At 60.5% G+C, this 23,941-nt stretch carries 20 protein-coding genes; 9 read left to right on the forward strand and 11 right to left on the reverse strand.

Features of this window, described 5'->3' with window-relative positions:
- Window positions 1–22 precede the first annotated feature (22 nt).
- The gene (locus P3T25_RS12370) at window positions 23–862 is read left to right on the forward strand and encodes an ABC transporter permease (protein ID WP_154557968.1); all 840 of its coding nucleotides are present in this window, start codon (window positions 23–25) and stop codon (window positions 860–862) included.
- Between the two features lie 178 nt (window positions 863–1,040).
- Here the strand turns inward: P3T25_RS12370 and P3T25_RS12375 are convergent, their stop codons facing one another.
- The 5 genes from P3T25_RS12375 to P3T25_RS12395 are packed head-to-tail and all read right to left on the reverse strand — an operon-like array spanning window position 1,041 to window position 6,323.
- On the reverse strand, window positions 1,041–2,498 hold the full coding sequence (locus P3T25_RS12375) for an efflux transporter outer membrane subunit (protein ID WP_154557967.1): 1,458 nt from the start codon (window positions 2,496–2,498) through the stop codon (window positions 1,041–1,043).
- Window positions 2,499–2,510: 12 nt separating this feature from the next.
- Window positions 2,511–3,653 (reverse strand): ABC transporter permease, encoded by a 1,143-nt coding sequence (locus tag P3T25_RS12380; protein ID WP_429358182.1) that lies wholly within the window; start codon window positions 3,651–3,653, stop codon window positions 2,511–2,513.
- Window positions 3,650–4,603: an ABC transporter ATP-binding protein gene (locus tag P3T25_RS12385; RefSeq protein ID WP_154557966.1), complete on the reverse strand. Its 954-nt coding sequence runs from the start codon at window positions 4,601–4,603 to the stop codon at window positions 3,650–3,652. Before P3T25_RS12385 ends, P3T25_RS12380 begins: the two co-directional genes overlap by 4 nt.
- On the reverse strand, window positions 4,600–5,559 hold the full coding sequence (locus tag P3T25_RS12390) for an HlyD family secretion protein (protein WP_154557965.1): 960 nt from the start codon (window positions 5,557–5,559) through the stop codon (window positions 4,600–4,602). The genes P3T25_RS12385 and P3T25_RS12390 overlap by 4 nt, the downstream gene beginning before the upstream one ends.
- The gene (locus tag P3T25_RS12395; RefSeq protein ID WP_429358183.1) at window positions 5,556–6,323 is read right to left on the reverse strand and encodes a TetR/AcrR family transcriptional regulator; all 768 of its coding nucleotides are present in this window, start codon (window positions 6,321–6,323) and stop codon (window positions 5,556–5,558) included. The genes P3T25_RS12390 and P3T25_RS12395 overlap by 4 nt, the downstream gene beginning before the upstream one ends.
- Before the next feature lie 177 nt (window positions 6,324–6,500).
- Here P3T25_RS12395 and P3T25_RS12400 point away from each other — a divergent pair, with 177 nt between their 5' ends.
- The 4 genes from P3T25_RS12400 (at window position 6,501) to P3T25_RS12415 (ending at window position 11,384) form a co-directional block, all read left to right on the forward strand.
- On the forward strand, window positions 6,501–7,562 hold the full coding sequence (locus P3T25_RS12400; RefSeq protein ID WP_154557963.1) for an OmpA family protein: 1,062 nt from the start codon (window positions 6,501–6,503) through the stop codon (window positions 7,560–7,562).
- Window positions 7,563–7,867: 305 nt separating this feature from the next.
- Window positions 7,868–8,503, forward strand: a complete 636-nt coding sequence (locus P3T25_RS12405; RefSeq protein ID WP_154557962.1) for a response regulator transcription factor — start codon at window positions 7,868–7,870, stop codon at window positions 8,501–8,503.
- Between the two features lie 689 nt (window positions 8,504–9,192).
- Window positions 9,193–10,218: a sensor histidine kinase gene (locus P3T25_RS12410; RefSeq protein ID WP_154558025.1), complete on the forward strand. Its 1,026-nt coding sequence runs from the start codon at window positions 9,193–9,195 to the stop codon at window positions 10,216–10,218.
- Complete coding sequence (locus P3T25_RS12415; protein ID WP_154557961.1) at window positions 10,215–11,384, forward strand: hypothetical protein; 1,170 nt, start codon at window positions 10,215–10,217, stop codon at window positions 11,382–11,384. Before P3T25_RS12410 ends, P3T25_RS12415 begins: the two co-directional genes overlap by 4 nt.
- A 103-nt stretch (window positions 11,385–11,487) precedes the next feature.
- Here the strand turns inward: P3T25_RS12415 and acnA are convergent, their stop codons facing one another.
- From acnA to P3T25_RS12445, 6 genes are all read right to left on the reverse strand, one after another.
- Window positions 11,488–14,205: an aconitate hydratase AcnA gene (gene acnA, locus P3T25_RS12420; RefSeq protein ID WP_154557960.1), complete on the reverse strand. Its 2,718-nt coding sequence runs from the start codon at window positions 14,203–14,205 to the stop codon at window positions 11,488–11,490.
- 40 nt (window positions 14,206–14,245) lie between these two features.
- On the reverse strand, window positions 14,246–15,697 hold the full coding sequence (locus P3T25_RS12425; RefSeq protein ID WP_154557959.1) for a bifunctional 2-methylcitrate dehydratase/aconitate hydratase: 1,452 nt from the start codon (window positions 15,695–15,697) through the stop codon (window positions 14,246–14,248).
- A 25-nt stretch (window positions 15,698–15,722) separates the two neighbouring features.
- On the reverse strand, window positions 15,723–16,220 hold the full coding sequence (locus tag P3T25_RS12430; RefSeq protein ID WP_154557958.1) for a hypothetical protein: 498 nt from the start codon (window positions 16,218–16,220) through the stop codon (window positions 15,723–15,725).
- 105 nt (window positions 16,221–16,325) lie between these two features.
- Entirely contained in the window at window positions 16,326–17,513 is a 1,188-nt protein-coding gene (prpC, locus tag P3T25_RS12435) for a bifunctional 2-methylcitrate synthase/citrate synthase (RefSeq protein ID WP_429358184.1), read from the reverse strand.
- Window positions 17,514–17,676: 163 nt separating this feature from the next.
- Window positions 17,677–18,690, reverse strand: a complete 1,014-nt coding sequence (locus tag P3T25_RS12440) for an HpcH/HpaI aldolase/citrate lyase family protein (protein WP_154557956.1) — start codon at window positions 18,688–18,690, stop codon at window positions 17,677–17,679.
- A 228-nt stretch (window positions 18,691–18,918) separates the two neighbouring features.
- Window positions 18,919–19,902 carry a malate dehydrogenase gene (locus tag P3T25_RS12445; RefSeq protein WP_154557955.1) on the reverse strand — a complete coding sequence of 328 codons (984 nt, stop codon included), beginning with the start codon at window positions 19,900–19,902 and terminating at the stop codon, window positions 18,919–18,921.
- A 505-nt stretch (window positions 19,903–20,407) separates the two neighbouring features.
- Here P3T25_RS12445 and P3T25_RS12450 point away from each other — a divergent pair.
- The 4 genes from P3T25_RS12450 (at window position 20,408) to sdhA (ending at window position 23,935) form a co-directional block, all read left to right on the forward strand.
- Window positions 20,408–21,208, forward strand: a complete 801-nt coding sequence (locus P3T25_RS12450; protein WP_154557954.1) for a GntR family transcriptional regulator — start codon at window positions 20,408–20,410, stop codon at window positions 21,206–21,208.
- 157 nt (window positions 21,209–21,365) lie between these two features.
- Complete coding sequence (gene sdhC, locus P3T25_RS12455) at window positions 21,366–21,782, forward strand: succinate dehydrogenase, cytochrome b556 subunit (RefSeq protein ID WP_054034790.1); 417 nt, start codon at window positions 21,366–21,368, stop codon at window positions 21,780–21,782.
- A gap of 4 nt (window positions 21,783–21,786) precedes the next feature.
- A complete protein-coding gene (gene sdhD / locus P3T25_RS12460; RefSeq protein WP_063498406.1) occupies window positions 21,787–22,155 on the forward strand; it encodes a succinate dehydrogenase, hydrophobic membrane anchor protein in 369 nt (122 codons plus the stop codon).
- 4 nt (window positions 22,156–22,159) lie between these two features.
- Window positions 22,160–23,935, forward strand: a complete 1,776-nt coding sequence (gene sdhA, locus P3T25_RS12465) for a succinate dehydrogenase flavoprotein subunit (RefSeq protein ID WP_093634934.1) — start codon at window positions 22,160–22,162, stop codon at window positions 23,933–23,935.
- The last annotated feature ends 6 nt before the right edge of the window (window positions 23,936–23,941 follow it).

Below are 23,941 nucleotides of genomic sequence, written 5' to 3' on the forward strand. Positions count from 1 at the left end.
GGCTGAACGGAGCTTACTCGCGATGAAACTTGCCAAGCCCTTGTTTGCGCCGCATACGTCCTTGATCGAGCGCGTGTGGTATTTCGCGTTGCGCGCGCTTGCCGTGCTGACGCTGCTGTATTTGATCCTGCCGGTGCTGGCGATTGTGCCGTTGTCGTTTTCGTCCAGCACGTTCCTCGTGTATCCGATCCCGGGCTGGTCGCTGCGCTGGTATGCGAACCTGATCGGGTCCGATGAATGGCGCATGGCGGCGAAGAACAGCTTTATCGTCGCGCCTTCGGCAACTGTCGTGGCGACGGTGCTCGGCACGTTGGCGGCGATCGGCCTGACCAAAGCGAATTTCCGCGGCAAGGCTTTGCTGATGGCGGTTCTGATTTCGCCGATGATCGTGCCGGTGGTGGTGGTCGGCGTCGGCATGTATCTGTTTTTTGCGCCGCTTGGACTGGCGAATACGTATATTGGGCTGATTCTCGCGCATGCGTCGCTCGGCGTGCCGTTTGTGGTGACGACGGTGGCGGCGACGTTGCAAGGCTTTAACTACAACCTGGTGCGCGCGAGCTTGTCGCTGGGGGCGAATCCGGTGAAGACGTTCTTTCGCATCACGTTGCCGGTGATCGCGCCGGGCGTGATTTCGGGCGCGCTGTTCGCGTTCGCTACGTCGTTTGACGAAGTGGTCGTGACGCTGTTCCTGGCTGGAGCGGATCAAACCACCCTGCCGCGTCAGATGTTCACCGGTATTCGCGAGAACATCAGCCCGACTATCGCGGCATTGGCTACGATTTTGATCGTGTTCTCGACGTGCCTGTTGCTTGCGCTGGAATGGCTGCGTGGGAGGAATGCAGCGCGGGCGGTGGCGGCGTAACGGCAGTGCGGCGGAGTGGGATCGATACGCCGTTAAAGTCGCCGTAACCTGCGACCCGCCACCCAGTGACCGAAGCAACGCAGCCGTATCGGATGAGATGGCTACGGCGTTAAAATGGTCGCAGCCTGCTACCCGTCACCCGGCGACTGACGCAATACAGCCGCATCGGATGGGGTGACTACGGCGTTGAAGTAGCGACTGCTTGCCAACCCCCACCCAGCGACTGAAACAGCGCCGCCGTGTCGGCGAACCGGTCCGCTTGCGCGCGAGTTCGGTCTAGTGCGGTTTGCAACACCTGACGCTGCGTATCGAGCAGGCCGAACTGACTAACACCGCCCGCCGCATACTGCGCTTGTGCGATATCCAGGCTCGCGTGCGCCTGTTGGGCAGCCTCGTCGCGAGCCTGCAGTTCGTGCGCGTCGTCCTGCAGCGCTGTCAGCGTGTCCGCAACCTGCTGCAGCGCCTGCAGCACCGTCTGCTGATAGTCAGCGAGCGCCGCATCATAAGCCGCCTGTGCAGAACGCTTCTTCGCGCGCAATTCGCCGCCGCGGAAAATCGGTTGCGTCAGAGTGAGGCCGAAGTTCCAGATATTCAGCCCGCTGACCACGTCCTGAATGTTCGTGCGTTCCGAACCGATCCCCGCCGAGATGGAAAATTGCGGATACAGATTTGCCGTCGCCACGCCGACATTCGCGCTCGCTTGATGCAATAACGCTTCCGAAGCACGAATGTCCGGCCGTTCGCGCGCGAGCGTCGATGGCAATGTGAGCGGCAACGTATCTGGCAGATGCAGCGAATCGAGCGTCAGGTCTGCGAAGTCCGCCTTCGACGGCGGCATGCCAAGCAGGATCGCGAGTTGGTGGTCGGTCTGCGCACGTTGTGTCGCGAGTGGTGGCAACGACGCACGGGTCTGCGAGAGCAGCGTGCGCTGGCTGCGCACGTCGAGTTGCGAGACACCGCCTGCCGCAAACCGCTCTTCGGTGATCTTGAGTTGCTGGGCCTGGGTGTCCGCGAGGCGCTGCGTCAAGGCGGTCTGCTGCTTTAAAGACGCGCGTCGAATCGCAGTCGAAACCACATTGCCTGCGAGCGAGAGCCGCGCCGCTTCGAATTCGAACGACTGATAGTCGACTTGTGCCATGAGCGCTTCCAGCGCCCGGCGATTACCGCCGAAAATATCGAGCGCATAGGACACGCTGACCGACGCGTTGTAAAGCGTAAACGGCCCCTGATTGGGCACATTCGGAATGCCGAACGCCGCGATATCGACCCGCTGCCGCACGCCGGATACGGTCGCATCGACAGCCGGGAATGCAGTCGCGCCGAATTGCGCATTGTAGTTTTCGCGTGCCTCAATCAGCTTCGCGCGGGCTTGCGTGAGCGTGGGGCTCTGTTGCAGGGCTTGCTCGACGAGACGGTCTAGCGCATCGGATTGAAACTGCTTCCACCACATTGGTGTTGCATGCTCAGCCGCGATAAATGCTTGCGATGCTCCAGCCACACCGCTGGCTGCGACTGTGGCAGCAGGTTGCGCTTCACGTGTATAGGTTTGCGTGTCCGGCGCCGCCGGTGGTTGAAAATCCGGCCCGACCGCGCAACCGCACAGCGCGACGACGGACAAGAAAGCGAGCGGTTTCATCGACCGGTCCTCCTAGTCGAGCGTGCGCCGGTAAAAGCGCAGCGCGATGCCCATCACGACGACCATGAACAGCGCCACGGGCCACACCGACGGCCACAGGTCGGCCCAGTCGTTTCCTTTGAGCAGAATGCCGCGAACCAACCGGTTGAAATATGTGAGCGGCAGTAGATTGCCGATGAATTGCGCCCAGCCTGGCATCCCGGCAAACGGAAACATGAAACCCGACAGCAACAGGCTCGGCAGAAAATAGAACACGGTCAGTTGCATCGCCTGCAACTGATTCTGCGCAATCGACGAAAGCGTGATGCCGACCGTCAGATTCGCCGCGATAAACAGCAGCGCAGCAAGATAGATCGCCACCAGGCTACCTGCGAACGGCACATCGAACACGAAGCGCGCCGCAGTCAGAATGATCGACGCCTGCACCAGCCCGATCATTACGTAAGGCACGATCTTGCCGGTCATCACTTCGATCGGCAGCACAGGTGTGGAGAGCAGGTTTTCCATCGTGCCACGCTCGCGTTCGCGCGTGATCGCGAGGCCGGTCATCATCACCATCGTCATCGTCAGGATCACGCCCATCAGACCCGGCACTACGTTGTATTGTGTGATGCCTTCAGGGTTGTAGAGGCGGTGCACCTGGACGTCGAAAGCGGCCGGAGTGCCATTCAGGTGAGCGAGCGCGCCGGTGATGTCTTTGTCCGCGACCGGTTGCACAAGGCCCGGCAGCGCCGCGAGCGCGGTGTTCGTCGCGGTGGGATCGGTCGCATCGGCTTCGACCAGCAGCGAAGGGCGTTCGCCGCGCAACAGACGTTTCGAAAAATCCACCGGCACCGACAACACGAATTGCACTCGGCCTTGGGTAAGAGAGCGGCGGCCGGCCTCCTCGTTGGGCAAGGTTTCGACGATGTCGAAATAGGCGGAGTTCTTCATCGCGGCGATGAAGCTGCGCGAAAACGTACTGTCGTCGCCGATGATGACAGCGGTAGGCAGATGCTTTGGGTCGGTATTGATCGCGAAACCGAACAGCGTGAGCTGAATGATCGGCAGGCCGACGATCATCGCGAACGTGATCCGATCGCGCTTTAACTGCAAAAACTCTTTGAGCACGATGCTCCACCAGCGCGACAGCGAGAACAGGGTGCGCGTGCTCACGGTTGCGCTCCGTAGTTGTCGGTGGAGTGGCCCATCAAGTAGATGAACACGTCTTCAAGCCCGGTTTCGATGCGCTCGGCGCGCAGCGCCGTGCCCTCGGTCGCGCGTCTGATGGCGGTTTCGAGCGCGGCATGGTCGATACCGCTGATGTGCAGCGCGGAGCCGAATACGACGGTCTGATCGACGCCGGGCGTCTTGCGCAACTGTTCCGACAGTTTGCTCAGGTGCTCGCCGTAGATGGTCCAGGTCGCGAGATTTTGCGATTCGATCACGTCCTTCGAAGTGCCTTGCGCGAGCAGCTTGCCGTACGCGATGTACGCGAGCTTATGACAGCGCTCGGCCTCATCCATGTAATGCGTGCTGACCAGAACCGAAATGCCCCGCGCGGCGAGGCGATGCAACTCTTCCCAGAATTCGCGGCGTGCGTTCGGATCGACGCCCGCGGTCGGTTCGTCGAGTAACAGCAACTGAGGCTCGTGCAGCATGCAGGCTGCAAGCGCGAGCCGCTGCTTCCAGCCGCCGGACAACGCGCCGGTCAACTGATCCGCACGGCTTTGCAGACCGAGCGATTCGAGCGAGCGGTCAACCGCTTCGCGCCGGTTCGCCATCTGATAAATGCGGGCGACGAAGTCGAGGTTCTCGCGAATCGTCAGGTCGTCCCAATACGAGAAGCGTTGCGTCATATAGCCGACGTTGCGCTTGATCTGCGCACTCTCGCGAACTATGTCGTAACCGAGACAGGTGCCGCTGCCTGAGTCGGGCGTGAGCAGCCCGCACATCAGACGGATCGAGGTGGTCTTGCCGCTGCCGTTCGGTCCAAGAAAGCCGAAAATCTCGCCGCGTGCGACCTGCAACGTCACGTCGTTCACGACATGTTTATCGCCGAAGTGCTTGTTGAGCTTGTGCACGTCGATCGCGTATTGCGCAGGTTGCGGTGCGGGCTGGTTCATTGCAGGCTCACCGCAACGGGTTGACCGGGGTGCAGCTTGACTGCATCGGCGGCGGAAGGGTGGGCTTCGACCATGAACACCAGTTTCGCGCGGTTCTCGTTGCTGTAGATCACCGGCGGTGTGTATTCGGCTTCGCTCGATATGTACGTAATTTTCGCCGGGACGTCGGCGGCGCAACCGTCGCAATGAATGGAAAGCGCACGGCCTGGTGCGAGCTTGCCGACCACGGTCTCCGGTACGAAGAAGCGTACTTTCACGTTCTGCGGTGGCAGCATCTGTACGACAGGATTGCCAGCCTGAACCCACTCGCCGACGCGATACAGCGTGTCGTAGACGAGTCCTTCCGCCGGCGCGTTGACGCGCTTCTGGTCGAGCTTCCATTGAGCTTGGACGACGGCGGCTTGAGCGGCCTCGATCTGCGCGCTCTGCGCAGTGATTTGCTGCGAACGGCCGGGAAGCAAAGCGACATCCACCTGGTTGCTGAGTTCGCGGACCTGCGCGGCGGTGGCGTCCGCGTTGGCGCGCGAATCGTCGAGCTGCGCTTTTGGAATGCCGCCTGCGCGGTACTGCGCTTCATCGCGCGTGAGTTGCAACGCCGCCTTGCGCGCATTGGCGACGGCTTGAGCGAGTTGCGCTTTGGTGACGTTCACTTCGGGACGGCGCTTGCCGGTCTGGATATCGGCTAGCTGTGCGCGTGCCGCAGCGAGTTGCTGTTGTGCCTGCTGTAATGCGGCAGTCTCGTCCTCGGATTCGAGCGTGAATACAGGTGCGCTTGCGTCAACGGTCTGTCCTCGTGCGACCGCCAACTGCGCCAGCTTGCCGGACTGCGACGAGCCGAGATACACAAACTCCCCCTCGATGTAGCCTTGATAGACATTGTTGTCGCGATGCGAGCAGGCTGCGAGAGCCATCGCCGCGAGCAGCAGACAAACGCAGGCGCTGAACGGACGACTCATGACGGGCTCCCTGTTCCTGTGTCTTTGCGGCTGCGGCGTCCTGATGGAGGCTTCGGCTGCTGCTGTGCTCGTGCTCGTGCTCGTGCGTGTGCTGGCGCCGATGCCGCATGTGGGGCTGGCTGCATGCCGCCGATCAGCAGTGCGATCACATGCCGGCGCAACGCATCGCGCTCGATGACGGGCAGGCCTCGCGCGCTCTGCCAGATCTTTGCCGTGGCGAGCGGCAGCATCACGAGCGCCAGAATGGAATTGAATAGCAACATCGCTTCCAGGTTGGCATTGACGGTGCCGTCCCGCTGAGCGTGTGCAACGCGGCTACCGAAGCGCTTGATGTTGTCGAACGGGATGCGTCGCATCATTCGTTCACGCAGCAGGCCGCCTTCGTTGACGATCTCGCGCAGCCAGAGCGGCGGCAACCAGGGCATGCGGTCCGTCACGTCAAAGAGGCGCGCGACGAATTCGTGAACCAGCGCGAAGGGATCGCCCGCGGCGTCTTCAACGGCCGGGCGCCAGACGAATTCCGCCGCAGGGGCGAGCCGCTCGTCGGCCACTGCGTCAAGCAGCTTTTCGCGATTCGTGAAGTAGTAATGGACCAGTGCCGACGTGACGCCCGCTTCGCTCGCGATCTGCGCGACCGTCGTGGCCGCGATGCCGCATTCGGAAAAGAGCCGCGTCGCGGTGTCGAGCAGATGTTCTCGCACATCGAAGTCCTCGACGGCGGGGCGGCGGCCGAGTGGTTTCAGGGGAGAACGTGTCGGGTTCATCAATTCAGGTTAATTGATGAGTTAGTTAAATTCAAGATGGACGTTCCTGTGTGCAATCCGTATCAAAGATGACCTGTCCATCTGACAGAACTCTAGGAATCTTCCCATTCCATGTCGCTTTGCGCCTCTTCATACTCAAAACTTCTTAAAAGTGAATGCGTTCTTCGCAGGGATTCCATGAAATTTCAGTTAACGCTTCTCGCATGTGCACTGGCATTGTCGGGTTGCGCGGGGCAGGTCGCACGAGACCGGCTGGGTATCGAAGATCCGACCGTTCTGAAGACGGGCGTCGGCGTGACACAAGACGCGGCTGCTGGCGCACCGACGCCTCAATGGTTCAGCACCTATGCGCCAATCAGGAGCGGCGGCGAGGCGCTTGCTTCCCTGCAACAGAAGCTGGACACATTGCCCGGTGACAAGAGCAGTTATTTTCGTGCGAAGGCTCAGTGCTGGATCGATGCCGGACAGCAGGAATGGCGCGCACATGACCAGTGGGGTTTTGTCGAGGAAGCTATCGGCCAGGCGGCGATGCTGACGATCAGCCTCGAAAATGGCACGCCGTTGTCCGCTGCTAACCCGGTCTTACGCACGGTGTCCACCGTGCGCCCTGATCTGTGGAAGATCGTCAATACCATCAAGGGTGATCCTGCCTTCGCCCAGTGTCCCCAAGCACAACAACCCCTTGCATGTGCCGAAGTCGAACTGTTGCACGCAGGGCATGACGCGTGGGCGCGTAGGTTCTCCGCCGCTGAAAAGCGTTTGCCCGAGGTTCAGGATAACTTGCGGAAGTCGGCGGAAACGGCGCTGCAATGCTTGCAAGCGAAGCAGACGCCTGCACCGGCACCCACAGCGCAGGCGCCTCAAAAGATTACGCTGCGGGCCGACTCTCTGTTCCGTTTCGACGGTGGCAGCGAGGCTGCGATCCTGCCGGCTGGCAAGCGACATCTCGACGACGTGGTGACAGGCTTGAAGCAGGTTCCCGCCGTACGCGAGCTAAAGATCACGGGGTTTGCCGACCGCCTCGGCAGCGATGCCTACAACCAGAGTCTATCTTTGCAGCGTGCGCACACGGTCAGGCAGTATCTGCGCACCCACGGCGTGACATTGCCGATGACCGCGCAAGGCCAAGGCAGTGCGAATCAGTTGGTCACCTGCCAGCAAACAAAACGCGACGAACTGGTGCGGTGTCTTGAGCCAAACCGGCGCGTCGAGATCGAATTTGTGCTCGCTGCATCATAGCGTGCACGCGCTTTGAGAATGACCGTCGGTATCAACGGATGCCGACGTCGCGCGGCTGGTCGATATTTCGACTCGCTCATGTTGTATCCCGGCTCCGCTAAGAGCTCTCCGTAATCTCCATTCCCTGCAGTTTCTTGTCGTGAGGCAGAACTACGTTTGTGTGCACGTCAGGCAGAAATATTCACCGGTGTCCTGTCTTCTCGTTCTCAGGGCGCATAACGTCTCTCCTCGATCGATGCAGATTTCGAGATTACGGGTGGTAAGAATTGACGTGGCAAGGGGTGTTTTAATGAGGAATCCAATATATGTCTACTATTCTAGTTATCGATGATCACCCGGCATTTCGACTGGTCATCAAGATGCAGCTTATGCAACTGCTTGGCGTCGAAGAGGTGATCGAAGCCGATAACGGGCAAACGGCCGTCGAATTGGCCCGTCAGCACACGCCGAAACTCGCGATACTTGATCTCGATATTCCACGTATCAGCGGGCTTGATGTAATCCCTCGGCTCAAGCTTGCACATCCGTCGATGCGCATGCTGGTGTTGTCAGGTCAGGATCCCGTTATATTTGCGCCGCGAGCAATGCGCTCCGGCGTGCAAGGTTTCGTTGCCAAGTCGCAGGAAATGAAGGAGATTATGCGCGGCGTAGAGGCGGTGTTGGCGGGGTATACCGTGTTTCCTGTAATCCCCGGCGGCCGTGGGTTGTCGTCCAATACCGGTGATGCAAAAGAGGAAGACAGACTCACCCTGTTATCGGATAAGGAGCTCGTGATTCTGCAGATGCTTTCAAAGGGTATGTCGAACAAGACGATTGGAGACACGCTGTTTATGAGCGACAAGACCGTGAGCACGTACAAGAGTCGCATTCAGGAAAAGCTTGGGCTGTCGTCGTTGGCCGCGCTAATCGAGTTCGCGACGTTGCACAGACTGATCGACTGAGTTTTGCGGGCTATGAATAAAATGGGCCGGCTTGGTTCTTCAGCGGACACGCGTAGTCGTGCGCCGCGTATCTCACAGAATGCGGGACTCACGTCGATCCGCTTTGCGGCGGTGTTGGGCGGTCTTTGTGCGTTTGCGCTGCTGTGTATGTTCTCGCTACGGGCCAACGCGACATTGGTAGCCGACGGCGCACCACGGGGACTACTCGCCAGCAATTCGCGTCCGGCTGTAGTGTTGGCTGCGCGAGATGCAGTGGCACAACTCGGGCAACCGGCCAACCGCACTCATTCGCGCAGCGAGACTGCAGCCAGCGCGCCTTTTGCGCTTGCTTCGACCGATAGTCGCTATGTCACGGGCCAACCGGCAACGGGCGCACGTGATACCGAGATCGATCGGCAAACGTGGCTATTGGCGCTCGCGGCCCCCGCGGTCGTAGCGCTTGCCGGTGCGTGCTTGTTTCGCGCGGCGCTGAGGCGCGCTGCTGAGAAATGGCGTCGCGCTGAAGATGAATGGGCGCGCCGGTGCGATGCAGCCGAAGCGCGGGAACAGGTGCACGTGTCGAGGCGTCCATCCAGGCAAGTGCCGCCGCAAAGCAGGAGCGGCTCTGGCTGCTCGGCGCGATGCGCCTCTATGCAGAAGCTCCTTTGACCGCCGTAACGGGTCTGCTTGAATCGCTCGGAACCGCAGCCATGCCTTCCGCTCAACGCGCGCAAGCGTTGGTGATCCGATCCGCGATGCGCACGTGGGCCCAAACGCTTCACGATCTGCTGGATATTTCGCCTCTGGAGTCCCGCGCCATTGTTCTCGACGAAAGCGTGACGAATCCGCGAGAAGTCATCGACGGTGTCATCGCGCTGTTGGCTCCGGCCGCTGCGCAGCGAGGCTTGCATCCGAGCGTGAGCGTTGACCAAACGGTGGCGACGCTGATACTTGCCGATAGCGCGCGGCTCGGTCAGATTTTCTTCCACCTGCTAAACCGTACGATCCAACTCAATACGCTGGGAGAAATTGCCGTCGTTGTGCAGGCGGACCTGTTGAATGCGGGCTCGCAGCGTATTTCTATCAAATTGATGGATACCGGAAGTGATGCTGTTCACGTTGCACAACAGCCACTTTTCGGGCCGAGCGGTGATCTAGCGTTCGCCGGAGAATGGTGCGCCAACCTCGATGCTTGCTTGTCGCTTTGCCAAATACTCGCGCAGCGTATGCAAGGCGAACTTTCAGTCGCGAGCGACTCAAAGTCCTCCACTCGTGTGAGCTTCAGTGCGCCGTTCAGCGTCGAGCAATGGGGGCCCTCCGCGGAATTGACGAGCAACGCTCAGGCATCCCTGTTCGCCATTGCCGCCCAGTCGCGGGACGTTGCCACGAGCACCTCATCTGAACCCTTCGAACGTCGCTATCTCGACGCGTTGTCGGAAGAGGGTATCAACCTCCACACATTTCTGAATGCCTGGCGTCGTTCGATGACGGACGATCTGGAGCGCCTGAGCGGCTTGCATCGCCAGCATGACATCGATGAGCTACGCACCTTGCTGCACAGATTGAGTGGGGCCGTGGGCCTCGTCGGTGCAGGCAGTCTGATGGACGCGCTACGGAGCGCTAGTGCGGCACCGGAGCACGAGACCGGTGCAATCGACTTGCTCATCGAACGCGGCAGGACCTTGGTCACGCAACTCGACACGGCGATCGACCCATACCGGAGCACCATACGATGAACCGACCTCTGGCCTTGATCGAAGGCGCGCTGGCGATTCCGAAACCGCGCCCATTCGACGGCTTGCCGCCGCCTTTCGGCTCGCGACGACGTACCGCGCGAGCCGCGGCACAAGACGCAACGCAACGCGCCCCCCAACCCATCGCTCAAACCGAAGCACAACAGGCGATGCAGGACGCAGTGCAACGCCGGCCGCAACAGGCACGACCCGGTCCGTTTCCTCCGGGCGCGAAGCTTTTGTTCTATAAAGTGCCGCAGCAACGGGTGGATTCCCACCGTTTTGACGTGGCGATGGCTGAAGCAAAGCGCTACCTTGAGGCAGGCAGGGCGCGTCCGCGCTCGTCCCGTTCGGACCACATACTCGGTGGGGCGATCTTCGTAGGTTGCGGCATTGCGCTGGCCTGGTTGCTGGCGACATGCGCGATGCGAGACGCCAACAGGGCGAGCGAACTGGCCTCGAGACCGCCCGTTGTGCCGGCGGTCATCAGTCCGCCCGTTGTCGATTCGCAAGAACCGATTAAGCTGGCTCAGTTGGGAGTTGAAGAGACGCAGACGATTTCGGGGAGTGTGCCTTCGGTAGCCAGCGCGGTGTCAAAGGCAGTTGCGCCAAGCCCCGTTGCAGCGCCGCCGTCCGCAAGCTCAGCAACGCGCTATGCGGCGGCAGATGTCGTGCCAGCACCTTCCATCGCAAGCTATGCTGGGTCAACGGGGGCGCCGGCCAGCGCCGCGATGCGCGACGACACTGCTCCGGTGACGACACCTCGAAGCAAGCGCGCGCAGTTGTCGCAGCACACTGTGCAGCAGCCGACCGCGCGAGCGTCCACTCGCGAAGCCACGATGACCCGCCTAGCAAAGACGGAACGCAAAGTCGCGGTCGCACGTATGACCGAAGGGCATGTCAACGAGCGGCTCGCGCTGAGCCGTGCCGTTCGCCCAGCCGCGGGGCCTGCCGTGTCGAAACAGCCAGAATGGACCACGCGTCCGTCGGCCGAAAACGACACAGTCGACCGCGCAGCGTTGCTCAACTGGGCCAAGCAGTCACGCGCGCATGTCACCACGCGCGCCACCGTACCGGTCTCGGGTGGCGTCGACTGGAACACCCACATGACCCAGCGCCGTATCACCGACGATCCCGCCGCCTTCCACACGGACCGTAGCGGCAAATAAAAAAAGCCCGGCCAAAGCCGGGCTCTCAAATCGGCTGCGTCCTTCCACAAGGACGCAGCACCTGCAAAACAGCTTGCAGTTATTGCATGCGTTACCTGATACCTTAAGCAGCCAGCAGCGAACGCAACACGAACGGCAGAATCCCGCCGTGCTTGTAGTAGTCCACTTCGATCGGCGTATCGATACGCAGCAGCACGGCGACGCGCTTCTCCTTGCCGTCCTTACCGCGAATCACCAGCGTCACTTCTTGCTGCGGCTTGAAGTCAGCGCCCAGGCCTTCGATGTCGTACGTTTCTTCGCCGGTAATACCGAGCGATTGCACGCTATCCGAGCCCTTGAACTGCAGCGGCAGAACGCCCATGCCGACCAGATTCGAACGGTGAATCCGCTCGAAGCTGCGAGCAACCACAGCCTTCACGCCCAGCAGTTGCGTACCCTTCGCAGCCCAGTCACGCGACGAGCCCGTACCGTACTCTTCACCCGCAAACACAACCGTCGGCGTGCCCGCGTCGATGTACTTCATCGCTGCGTCATAGATCGACTCTTGCTCACCGCTCGGCTGGTGAATCGTCAGGCCGCCTTCAACACGCGTACCGTCTGCCTTCACCGGGATCATCAGGTTCTTGATCCGGACGTTCGCGAACGTGCCGCGCATCATCACGTCGTGGTTGCCGCGGCGCGAGCCGTAGCTGTTGAAGTCGGCCTTCTGCACGCCGTTTGCCTTCAACCACTTGCCTGCCGGCGAGTCTTCCTTGATCGAGCCTGCCGGGCTGATGTGGTCGGTCGTGACCGAGTCACCGAAGATGCCCAGTGCGCGTGCGCCCTTGACCGGAGCGATGCTGTCGGCCGGTGTCATCGAGAAGTCCTTGCCGAAGAACGGCGGCTCAGCGATGTACGTCGACTTCGGCCAGTCGTAGACCTGGCCTTCTTCGCCTTCGATCTTGCTCCACAGGTCGCCCTTCTTGGTCAGCGACGCGTAGTTCTTGCGGAACGCATCTGCGTCCAGCGCGAACTTGAGCAGCTCGTTGACTTCTTCGCTGGTCGGCCAAATGTCGCCCAGATAGATGTCCTTGCCGCCCTTGCCCTTGCCGACCGGTTCGGTCATCAGGTCGCGCGTGATGTTGCCGGCGATCGCGTAAGCCACAACTAGCGGCGGCGAGGCCAGGAAGTTCGCGCGGATGTTCGGGTGAATACGCGCTTCGAAGTTACGGTTGCCCGACAGCACCGCTGCCGCGACGATGTCGTTCTTCGTGATCGCTTCGTTCAGTTCCGGCGTCAGGTCGCCCGCGTTACCGATACAGGTCGTGCAACCGTAAGCGGCCAGCGTGAAACCGAGCTTGTCGAGGTACTTCATCAAGTCGGTCTTCGTCAGGTATTCCGTGACGATGCGCGATCCCGGAGCCAGCGACGTCTTGATGTGCGGGGCGACCGTCAGACCAGCTTCGACAGCCTTCTTCGCCAGCAGACCAGCAGCCAGCAGCACGCTCGGGTTCGACGTGTTCGTGCACGACGTGATCGCGGCGATCAGGATGTCGCCGTTCTTCACGTCGACGCCGTTGCTCGTCGTGTATTGCGCGTCGAGGTCTTCCGACTTCTTCGCAAAGCCGTTTTCTGCCACCGGCTTCGAGAACAGGTCGCTGAAGGTCGACTTCACGTGACCGATTTCGATACGGTCTTGCGGGCGCTTCGGACCTGCCAGCGACGGCGTTACCGTGCCGAGGTCGAGCGTGACGACCTTGGTGTAGTCGATCTGGCCAGCCTTCGGAATACCGAACAGACCCTGCGCCTTGAAGTAGTTTTCGAAGGCGGAGATTTCTGCGTCGGTGCGGCCCGTGCCCTTGAAGTAGTCGATGGTTTTTTCGTCGACCGGGAAGAAGCCCATGGTTGCGCCGTATTCCGGCGCCATGTTGCCGATCGTCGCGCGATCCGGCAGCGACAGCGATTTCGTGCCTTCGCCGAAGAACTCGACGAACTTGCCGACAACCTTTTCCTTGCGCAGCAGTTCGGTCACGGTCAGGACCAGGTCGGTCGCCGTCAGACCTTCGCGCAGCTTGCCCTTCAGTTCGACGCCTACCACGTCCGGCGTCAGGAAGTACACCGGCTGGCCGAGCATGCCGGCTTCAGCTTCGATACCGCCCACGCCCCAGCCCACCACGCCGATACCGTTGATCATGGTGGTGTGGCTGTCGGTGCCGACCAGCGAATCCGGGTAGTACACGGTGTCCGCGCCTTCGGCCTTCTTGTGCACGCCGCGTGCGAGGTATTCCAGGTTCACCTGGTGAACGATACCGACGCCCGGCGGCACGACCTTGAACGTGTCGAATGCCTGCATGCCCCACTTCATGAACTGGTAGCGCTCGTTGTTGCGCTGGAATTCCAGTTTCATGTTCAGATCGAGCGCGTTCTTTTCGCGGAAGTGATCGATCTGCACCGAGTGATCGACCACCAGATCAACCGGGACCAGCGGTTCGATCGACTTCGGATCCTTGCCCATGTGTTTCGCGACACCGCGCATTGCAGCGATGTCGGCGAGCAGCGGCACGCCGGTAAAGTCTTGCAGCACGACGCGCGACACGACGAACGGGATTTCGTCGACGCGCGCAGCGGTCGGCTTCCAGTTCGCGAGTTGCTCGATGTGTTCTTCGGCGATCTTCTTGCCGTCGTAGTTACGCAGCACCGATTCCAGCACGATACGGATCGAAACCGGCAGGCGGTCGATCTTGATGTTCAGTGCCTTGCCGAGTTGCGGCAGGGAGTAGAACTTGCCTTTGCCGGAACCGCTGTCGAATTCCTTGAGCGTTTTGTGGAGGTTGTGGGCCATGGTGTTTTCCTTGGTTTGATCGCGGAACTACAGTACTTAACTAGATGACGTACAAATCGACGTATTCATTGACCGGCATGGCTTCGAGCCTTGCCTGATCCAGCGACACATCGAGAATCGCCAGTTGTTGCTTGACCGGAAAGCGGCGCGCGAGGTTGGTCTTGAACTTCTCGACCAGCAACGGAATCCCGTCTTCGCGACGACGCTTGTGACCGATCGGGTATTCGACTACAACTTCGTCGAACGTCGACCCGTCGTTGAATTCGACCGTCAGTGCATTGGCGATCGAACGCTTCTCCGGATCGTGGTAATCCTTCGTGAACTGCGCGTCTTCGACACACTCCATCTTGGCGCGCAGCACATCGATACGCGCGTCCTGCGCGATCGAATCTTCATAATCCGCGGCCGTCAGGCGGCCATGGATCAACGGCACGGCGATCATGTATTGAATGCAGTGATCGCGGTCGGCCGGATTATTCAGGGGACCTTTCTTATCGATGATGCGGATCGCGGCTTCGTGGGTGCGGATCGTGATCTTCTTGATGTCTTCCACGCGCTTGCCTGCTGCATTGAGTTGCGCATGAAGCGTCATCGCCGCTTCCACCGCCGTCTGCGCGTGGAATTCAGCCGGGAATGAGATCTTGAACAGCACGTTTTCCATCACGTACGAGCCGTACGGGCGCTGGAACTTGAACGCATTGCCCTTGAACAGGACATCGTAAAAGCCCCACGTCTTCGCGGTCAGCACCGACGGATAGCCCATCTCGCCGGTTTTCGCGATCAGCGCGAGACGTACGGCGCGCGAAGTCGCATCGCCCGCGGCCCACGACTTGCGCGAGCCGGTATTCGGCGCGTGACGGTAGGTGCGCAGCGCATGTCCATCGACAAACGCCAGCGATACGGCGTTGATCAACTCATCGCGCGTCAAACCGATCATCTGGCCGACCACAGCGGTCGACGCCAGCTTTACCAGCAACACATGATCGAGCCCGACCTTGTTGAACGAGTTTTCGAGCGCGATACAGCCTTGAATTTCGTGCGCCTTGATCATGCCGATCAACACGTCTTTCATCGTCAGCGGCTTCTTGCCCGCTGCGATGGCACTGCGCGAAAGCCAGTCGGCCGTCGCCAGAATTCCGCCGAGGTTATCCGACGGATGGCCCCATTCGGCGGCCAGCCATGTGTCGTTGAAGTCCAGCCAGCGGATCATTGCGCCGATGTTGAAGGCGGCCTGAACCGGGTCTAGCTGGAACGATGTGCCCGGCACCTTCGCGCCGTTGGGGACGATCGTGCCCGGCACGATCGGTCCCATCAGCTTGGTGCAGGCCGGGTAGGTGAGCGCCTCGAGTCCGCAACCGAGCGTATCGATCAGGCAGTTACGCGCGGTGTCCAGCGCGAGCGTGCTGTCGATCGGGAAATCCAGTACGTAATCGACGATATCGACCAGGACTGGGTCCGGGTCGGGTCGCACGTTGGAAATCGGAGCGGACATCGGGGAGCTTTCCTGATGTAACGGATTAGTTGGTCTTGTTGATCGCGTTCGATTGCGTCGGGGCCGGTGCGCCTTGCACCATGGCTGCCGTCTTGCACTCGTCGGCCAGACGCGAGCTGTCCTTATCCGAGAACAACATCGCCTTCGTCGGGATCACGACCAGGTCCATACCCGTTGCTGCGTCGTGGAAGCGGTCTGCGCCCGTGGTGGTCGCTTCGCGCGGGAGATTGTAGTTTTTGTTCGCCCAGTGAACCGTGACGATCTGGTCACGCTTCATGTCGCCCTTCAGGTCGAATGCCAGACCTTCGTTGCACGACCACTTTTCCGCGCCTTCCGGTACCGGATCAACCTTCGCTTCCTTGGCCGGATTGGCCTTGCGCTTGATCAGGCGTTTCGGTTGCGGCTTCTTCGGCACAGCCTTGGCAGCCGGCGTGGTGGTGGTTTGTGCAGCGGCGTCCGTCGCAACGGTCAGCATCGTCGTGGACAAAGCGCCGATTACGGCGGCAATCAACAGCTTATTCATGGAGGAGAACCTTTCTATCTAATTTCAGTTGAACAGTACGCGGGCTACCGGTCCTGGCGACCGCGAGGGTTGAACTGCACGCGCTATGAAAGCGCACAGCGACCGCTATTTTCTCCTATTTAGCGGCACGTACTTCAAATTCTCGGGACCGGTGTAATTTGCGCTTGGACGAATGATCTTGTTATCGATCCGCTGCTCGATGATGTGCGCGCTCCAGCCTGCCGTGCGGGAGATCACGAACAGCGGGGTGAACATCGCCGTCGGCACGCCCATCATGTGATACGAAACGGCGCTGAACCAGTCGAGATTTGGAAACATCTTTTTCACTTCTGCCATCACTGTTTCAAGTCGCTCGGCGATATTGAACAGCTTCAGGTTGCCCGCTTCCTTCGACAGCTTCTTCGCGATTTCCTTGATGACCTTGTTGCGCGGGTCGGAGATCGTGTACACCGGGTGACCGAAACCGATCACCACTTCCTTGTTTTCGACACGACGGCGGATATCGGCTTCGGCCTCATCAGGCGTCTGATAGCGCGACTGGATCTCGAACGCGGCTTCGTTCGCGCCACCGTGTTTCGGGCCGCGCAATGCACCGATTGCACCGGTAATCGCCGAGTAGATATCCGAACCCGTGCCTGCGATCACGCGGCCGGTGAACGTCGACGCGTTGAATTCATGCTCGGCGTACAGGTTCAGCGACACATGCATCGCGTCGACCCATGCCTTCGACGGTTCCACACCGTGCAGCAGGTGCAGGAAGTGGCCACCGATCGAATCGTCATCGGTTTCGACTTCGATGCGCTTGCCGTTGTGCGAGTAGTGGTACCAGTACAGCAGCATCGAACCGAGCGATGCCATCAGCTTGTCGGCGATGTCGCGTGCGCCCGGCAGGTTGTGGTCGTCCTTCTCGGGCAGCACCGTGCCGAGCACCGACACGCCGGTGCGCATCACATCCATCGGGTGAGCAGCGGCCGGAATCCATTCCAGCGCGGCTTTGACGTTCGCGGGCAATCCGCGCAGCGCCTTGAGCTTCGTCTTGTAGGCGGTCAGCTCGGACTGCGTCGGCAGCTTTTCGTGGACCAGCAGATATGCGATCTCTTCGAATTCGCATGCACCGGCGATGTCGAGAATGTCGTAGCCGCGGTAATGCAGATCGTTGCCGGTCTTGCCGACCGTGCAGAGTGCAGTGTTGCCAGCCGTCACGCCAGACAGGGCGACGGATTTCTTCGGTTGGAAGCCGCTTTTAGGTTCGTTCTCGCCTTGTGCACCGGCGGTTTGCGTCGTCTCGCTCATCTCCCGCAATCTCCTTTGTGCCTGCTCATTGTTTCCGCTTGAACCACGCATTCGACGTCTGTTTCCTGCTGCGCGAGACGTTGCTCTGATTCGCTTGTACGGCGCCATGCGAGGGCGCCTCCCAGCGCTGCCACGCCGGCTGGTGCATTGGCCATCGTGCTCATCATGCGGCTTGCCCGTTAGCGCCCACTATCGTGAAGAGCGGCGCAGCGTCTTGCGGGACGGCGCGGCCGGTGGATTGCGCGCGACGTAGCACTGACCAGTAGTAGCGATAGCTCGCCCGGTCGTGCAGCGTGTCGTGATAGCGCGTCGGTCCCCATTGCGCCGACTGTGCAGCCAGCAGAATTTCGGTAGCAGTGACGATTTCTTCGTCGCGCGGAGCAAATGCAGCGACGATCGCTTCGATCTGCGCCGGATGGATGCTCCACATGCGCGTGTAGCCGAACTCGTTGCGGGCGCGGGCGGCGTCGTTTGCAACCACGCTCATGTCGCGCACTTCGGTGCTGACGTTATGCGACGGCACCTTGCCATAGGCATGGCAGGCGGCCGAAATCTCGAGCTTTGCCCGTCGCACCAGCGGATGATCGAACTGACCGGGCGAGCGCATGGCGGTATCGGGAATCGCGCCGTCGTGCGCGGAAACGAAGTCCATCAGGCCGAAGCTCAACGCCTCGACGCCGGGGAGCGAAGCCAGATCGAACACGCGCGTCAACGCGCCATGCGTTTCGACCAGCAGTTGCACCGGCACCGGCTGCGCAATGCCAAGCTCAAGCCGCGTCGCCTCGATGAACGCGACCATTTCGGCGGCATCGGGGACGTTGCGGATCTTCGGGAGGGTGATGTAGGCGGGCGCTCGCTTTGCGGCCCGCAGAATGAGACGGACGTCGTCACGCCAGTGCGCGTGATCGAAGTCGTGGATCCGCACACCGACGCGGTCAAAGTGGTCATGCTCGCTGCCCAGCAGCGATGCGACCAGCTCCGCGTGTTCGGCCTCCCGGCCGACCTGCGCGCCGTCTTCACAATCGAGCGTGATGTCGAACACCGGGCCGAGCTGCTGCTGCAATGCCAGTGATTTCAGCATCAGCTTCTCGCTGCCGGCGTAGTGATCGCAGGCAGGCAGCACAGCGGGCGGCACTTCGCCGTCAAACAGCACTTCGGCGGGTGTGAGGGCGCGCATCTTCGGCGTCAGGATTCTGGGTGGTCGGGTGGGTAAATCGGATTCGGACGCGCTCTGCTCGGCGATCAGCCCGCCATGACGCAAAGCGCGTTCGAATCAGAGGCGAATACTGGCACGACAAATTGCGAAGTGAACCGCAATTTCGTGGGACGTACCTGCATTCGCACGTAAAAAACCGGAACCCGCTGCGATGAAGCCACGGAGTTCCGGTTCGTCTGCATCTAGCGCTTAGCCGAGCAGGTGTTGAACGCCTTCGCGCTCTTCGAGCAGCTCGTTCAGCGTGCCGTCCATCTTTTCGCGCGAGAACGCGTCGATTGCCAGACCTTCAACGCGCTTGTACTCGCCGTTTTCGCACGTAACCGGCACACCGTAGATGATGTCTTCCGGAATACCATACGAACCGTCCGACGGGATACCCATGGTGACCCACTTGCCGTTCGTGCCGAGCACCCAGTCACGCACGTGGTCGATTGCAGCGTTAGCTGCCGACGCTGCCGACGACAGGCCGCGCGCTTCGATGATTGCTGCACCGCGCTTGCCGACGGTCGGGATGAACGTGTTGCGGTTCCATTCTTCGTCGTTGATCAGCTTGGTCAGGTCTTGACCTTCTGCCGTTGCAACGCGGAAGTCCGGGTACATGGTCGGCGAGTGGTTGCCCCACACAGCCAGTTTTTCGATCGAAGCGACCGGCTTGCCCGACTTGGCGGCCAGTTGCGACAGCGCGCGGTTGTGGTCCAGGCGCAGCATGGCGGTGAAGTTCTTCTTCGGCAGATCCGGCGCCGACTTCATCGCGATGTAAGCGTTGGTATTGGCCGGGTTGCCGACCACCAGCACCTTCACGTCGCGGCTCGCGACTTCGTTCAGCGCCTTGCCCTGAACCGTGAAGATTTCGGCGTTTGCCGACAGCAGGTCTTTACGCTCCATGCCTTTCGAACGCGGACGTGCGCCAACCAGCAGGGCAACGTCTGCATCCTTGAATGCAACCTTCGGGTCGTCAGTGATCACGACACCCGACAGCAGCGGGAATGCGCAATCATCCAGTTCCATCACGACGCCTTTGACGGCGCCTTGCGCTTGCGGCAGGTCGAGCAGTTGCAGGACAACCGGCTGGTCCTTACCGAGCAGATCGCCATTGGCGATGCGGAACAGTAGGGAGTAAGCGATTTGACCTGCGGCGCCGGTGACGGCAACGCGCTTTGCGGGCTTAGCCATTGAGAAATCTCCAGGACGATGCGTTAGACGCTAGGGAAAACGCCATTCTATATGCGCGTTCAGCGAAGCGTTGTGAAACACGGCGGAATTCACTGTTCGCGTACGGCCTCGGAATGTGCCGAGGCTGTGCGGCGCGCTACGGCAAGACCGCCATGCCGGAAACCTGTACTGCCGGGCGGGGAGCGGGGCATCTTGGCGCCGGGTAGCCGCTGCACGATGCGGGCTCCTGCAAACAGCGCGTTTCGGCAAGCGTCTGACCAACGAATGGCGGCGAATCGAAACCTGGACTGCGTGGGAACAGCATGGCGCAGAGTGGCTGCCGGTGCGCTGCGGCGCTGTATTGCACAGTGCAAAACAGCCGCCGAAAAACCCGCAAACCCTTGCTCGACAAGGAGTGTAGGAGCCGTCAGACACAAAGTCAACATTATCTTATGTCTTATATAAGACATATCTGTTGCGGGGAAAGCCCTAGACGCGGCCCGGCCCTTTATGATGAAATGCGCGGATGACTTCGAACCAGGCGAACACCGCGAATCCGAACGGCCAAGGGGCCACGGGCGAGGGTGTATCCGCTGCCACGCCCGCTACGTCGCCCACTTTCAGCCCCTTGTATCAGCAGATCAAGGGCTTGATTACGCAGAGCCTCGAAACCGGCGAATGGAAACCTGGCGAGATCATTCCTAGTGAAGTCGAATTGGCGGCCAGATTCAAGGTCAGTCAGGGAACAGTGCGCAAAGCGATTGACGAGCTTGCCGCCGATAACCTGCTGGTGCGCCGCCAGGGCAAGGGTACTTTTGTTGCAACGCACAATGAAGACCGCGCCCAGTTTCGCTTCCTCAGATTACTGGCCGATGACGGCGCGGAGCATCCGCACGTCAGCCGCCTGCTTGAATGCCGGCGTTTGCGCGCTTCGGCGGACATCGCCCGGCAACTCGATCTGAAACCCGCCGATCCGGTGGTGTTGATCAAGCGCTTGCTGCAGTTCGACGGTGAAGTCACCGTACTCGACGAAATCTGGTTGCCCGGCGCGGTGTTTCGCGGGCTCACGCTCGAGCGGTTGTCGGAGTATAAAGGTCCCCTCTACGCAATGTTCGAGACGGAATTCGGCACACGCATGATCCGCGCAACGGAGAAGATCCGCGCGGTCGCAGCCGAGCCTTCAGTCGCTGACCTGCTGCATGTGCCGGCGGGTTTTCCGCTGCTGTCGGTCGAACGCGTCTCCTATACATATGGAGACCGGCCGGTTGAGGTGCGCCGTGGTTGGTATGTCACAACCGGGTATTACTATCAGAACGATCTGAGCTGAATCGGGATGAAAAAGGGCGCCGCGTCCCACGCGCGCGCCTGTTTGAAGGCGCCTTTATCGCGCACGCTGTAACGGACCTGTGGTGGTTTTCGCTGCAGCGCGATATAAAAAGGCGCTAAAATTGCGGATTAGTGTGACTACATAGTAGGGGTCTAGCATGGCTGAAGCCGTAAAAAAACCGAGGCCGGAATTCCGGAACATCGGTATCGGGCAGATTTTGACGGCATACCGTCTCCCGCTAGCGGGGCGTGTGTCGATCTTGCATCGCTTAAGCGGTGGGCTGCTTTTTGTTTTTCTTCCGTTCCTGCTGTACCTCTTCGATCAGAGCCTGACTTCCGAACTCAGCTTCGAAGTCTTCAAGGGCTTCCTCTCCAACATCATCGTCAAGCTCATCACGCTCGTTCTCGCGTGGGCCTTCCTGTTCCACTTCTGCGCCGGTGTCCGTCACCTGTTCATGGACACGAGCCACGGTCTCACGACTAAAGAGAAGGGCAAGCAAACCTCCATCGTGGTGCTGGTCGTTTCGTCGCTTCTGACGATTGCTTTCGCGCTCAAACTCTTCGGAGCATTCTAAAAAAATGGCAGCTAATAACCGAATCGGTCCGAAGCGTCTCGTCGTCGGCGCACATTACGGCCTGCGCGACTGGCTCGCCCAGCGCATTACCGCCTGCATCATGGCGGTCTACACGGTGATCCTGCTCGCGTGGTTCTTCGGCGCGCGCGATTTCTCGTATGACGGTTGGGCCTCGATCTTTGCAACGCAATGGATGAAGCTCGCCACGTTTGTCACGCTGCTGTCGCTGTTCTATCACGCGTGGGTTGGTATCCGCGACATCTGGATGGACTATGTGAAGCCCGTTGGCATGCGCCTGTTTCTTCAAGCGCTGACGATCGTCTGGCTGCTCGCATGTGCGGGCTACGCTGCGCAGATTCTCTGGAGAGTGTAAAAGAATGGCTGCAATCAAGAATTCTCTGCCGCGTCGCAAGTTTGACGTGGTTATCGTCGGCGCGGGCGGCTCGGGGATGCGCGCTTCGCTGCAACTCGCGCGCGCCGGTCTGTCGGTTTGCGTGCTGTCCAAGGTGTTCCCGACGCGTTCGCACACGGTCGCTGCCCAAGGCGGCATCGGCGCCTCGCTCGGCAACATGAGCGAAGACAATTGGCACTATCACTTCTACGACACGATCAAGGGTTCCGACTGGCTCGGCGACCAGGACGCGATCGAGTTCATGTGCCGTGAAGCACCGAACGCCGTGTACGAGCTCGAACACTTCGGCATGCCGTTTGACCGCAACGCTGACGGCACGATTTACCAACGCCCGTTCGGCGGCCACACCGCCAACTACGGCGAAAAGCCGGTGCAACGCGCTTGCGCGGCCGCTGACCGTACGGGTCACGCGCTGCTGCACACGCTGTACCAGCAAAACGTGGCTGCCAAGACGCAGTTCTTCGTCGAATGGATGGCGCTGGATCTGATCCGCGACGCCGACGGCGACGTGCTTGGCGTGACCGCGCTGGAAATGGAAACCGGCGACGTTTATATCCTCGAAGGCAAGACCACGCTGTTCGCTACGGGCGGCGCGGGCCGGATCTTCGCAGCATCCACGAACGCGTTCATCAACACCGGTGACGGCCTGGGCATGGCTGCGCGTTCGGGTATCGCACTGCAAGACATGGAGTTCTGGCAATTCCACCCCACCGGCGTGGCCGGCGCGGGCGTGCTGATTACCGAAGGCGTGCGTGGCGAAGGCGGCATTCTGCGTAACTCGAACGGCGAGCGTTTCATGGAACGCTACGCGCCGACGCTGAAGGACCTGGCGCCGCGCGACTTCGTTTCGCGTTCGATGGACCAGGAAATCAAGGAAGGCCGCGGCGTGGGTCCGAACAAGGACCACGTGCTGCTCGACCTGTCGCACATCGGCGCTGAGACGATCATGAAGCGTCTGCCGTCGATCCGCGAAATCGCCATGAAGTTCGCGAACGTCGACTGTATTAAAGAGCCGATTCCGGTTGTGCCGACCATCCACTATCAAATGGGTGGTATCCCGACGAACATCAACGGCCAGGTCGTTGGCACGTCGCGGGATCACAAGGAAGTCGTCAACGGTTTCTACGCAGTGGGCGAATGCTCGTGCGTGTCGGTGCACGGCGCAAACCGTCTCGGTACGAACTCGCTGCTCGACCTGGTGGTGTTCGGCCGCGCGGCCGGCAATCACATCGTCAAGCACGTGAAGGACATCAAGGAGCACAAGCCGCTGCCGGCCGACGCAGGCGATTTCTCGCTGGCGCGTCTGAACAAGCTGGACAAATCCACGTCGGGCGAATACTCGCAGACCGTTGCGGCCGACATCCGTTCCACGATGCAGGCGCACGCCGGCGTGTTCCGCACGTCGAAGCTGCTGGCCGAAGGTGTCGAGCGGATTCGCGAAGTGGCTGACCGTGTCGACAACATCTACCTGAAAGACAAGTCGAAGGTGTTCAACACGGCACGTATCGAAGCACTGGAAGTGGAGAACCTGATCGAAGTGGCCCGCGCCACGATGGTTTCCGCCGAAGCGCGCAAGGAAAGCCGCGGCGCGCACGCGCAAGACGACTTCGAACATCGCGACGACGAAAACTGGCTGCGCCATACGCTGTGGTTCAGCGAAGGCGATCGCCTCGACTACAAGCCGGTTCAGATGCAACCGCTGACGGTCGAATCGGTACCGCCGAAAGCGCGTACCTTCTAAGGCACA

The sequence above is a fragment of the Paraburkholderia sp. GAS32 genome (assembly GCF_050434225.1).
GTDB classification, from domain to species: Bacteria; Pseudomonadota; Gammaproteobacteria; order Burkholderiales; family Burkholderiaceae; genus Paraburkholderia; species Paraburkholderia madseniana.

Excerpts from the sequence above, each read along its gene's own strand:
- sdhC (WP_054034790.1), top strand. The coding sequence starts at position 21,366 with ATGGCTGAAGCCGTAAAAAAACCGAGGCCGGAATTCCGGAACATCGGT.
- P3T25_RS12410 (WP_154558025.1), top strand. The coding sequence starts at position 9,193 with ATGCCTTCCGCTCAACGCGCGCAAGCGTTGGTGATCCGATCCGCGATG.
- prpC (WP_429358184.1), bottom strand. The coding sequence starts at position 17,513 with ATGAGCGAGACGACGCAAACCGCCGGTGCACAAGGCGAGAACGAACCT.
- P3T25_RS12440 (WP_154557956.1), bottom strand. The coding sequence starts at position 18,690 with ATGCGCGCCCTCACACCCGCCGAAGTGCTGTTTGACGGCGAAGTGCCG.
- P3T25_RS12400 (WP_154557963.1), top strand. The coding sequence starts at position 6,501 with ATGAAATTTCAGTTAACGCTTCTCGCATGTGCACTGGCATTGTCGGGT.
- sdhA (WP_093634934.1), top strand. The coding sequence starts at position 22,160 with ATGGCTGCAATCAAGAATTCTCTGCCGCGTCGCAAGTTTGACGTGGTT.
- P3T25_RS12425 (WP_154557959.1), bottom strand. The coding sequence starts at position 15,697 with ATGTCCGCTCCGATTTCCAACGTGCGACCCGACCCGGACCCAGTCCTG.
- P3T25_RS12405 (WP_154557962.1), top strand. The coding sequence starts at position 7,868 with ATGTCTACTATTCTAGTTATCGATGATCACCCGGCATTTCGACTGGTC.
- sdhD (WP_063498406.1), top strand. The coding sequence starts at position 21,787 with ATGGCAGCTAATAACCGAATCGGTCCGAAGCGTCTCGTCGTCGGCGCA.
- acnA (WP_154557960.1), bottom strand. The coding sequence starts at position 14,205 with ATGGCCCACAACCTCCACAAAACGCTCAAGGAATTCGACAGCGGTTCC.
- P3T25_RS12370 (WP_154557968.1), top strand. The coding sequence starts at position 23 with ATGAAACTTGCCAAGCCCTTGTTTGCGCCGCATACGTCCTTGATCGAG.
- P3T25_RS12445 (WP_154557955.1), bottom strand. The coding sequence starts at position 19,902 with ATGGCTAAGCCCGCAAAGCGCGTTGCCGTCACCGGCGCCGCAGGTCAA.
- P3T25_RS12450 (WP_154557954.1), top strand. The coding sequence starts at position 20,408 with ATGACTTCGAACCAGGCGAACACCGCGAATCCGAACGGCCAAGGGGCC.
- P3T25_RS12390 (WP_154557965.1), bottom strand. The coding sequence starts at position 5,559 with ATGAGTCGTCCGTTCAGCGCCTGCGTTTGTCTGCTGCTCGCGGCGATG.
- P3T25_RS12430 (WP_154557958.1), bottom strand. The coding sequence starts at position 16,220 with ATGAATAAGCTGTTGATTGCCGCCGTAATCGGCGCTTTGTCCACGACG.
- P3T25_RS12375 (WP_154557967.1), bottom strand. The coding sequence starts at position 2,498 with ATGAAACCGCTCGCTTTCTTGTCCGTCGTCGCGCTGTGCGGTTGCGCG.
- P3T25_RS12385 (WP_154557966.1), bottom strand. The coding sequence starts at position 4,603 with ATGAACCAGCCCGCACCGCAACCTGCGCAATACGCGATCGACGTGCAC.
- P3T25_RS12415 (WP_154557961.1), top strand. The coding sequence starts at position 10,215 with ATGAACCGACCTCTGGCCTTGATCGAAGGCGCGCTGGCGATTCCGAAA.
- P3T25_RS12395 (WP_429358183.1), bottom strand. The coding sequence starts at position 6,323 with ATGAACCCGACACGTTCTCCCCTGAAACCACTCGGCCGCCGCCCCGCC.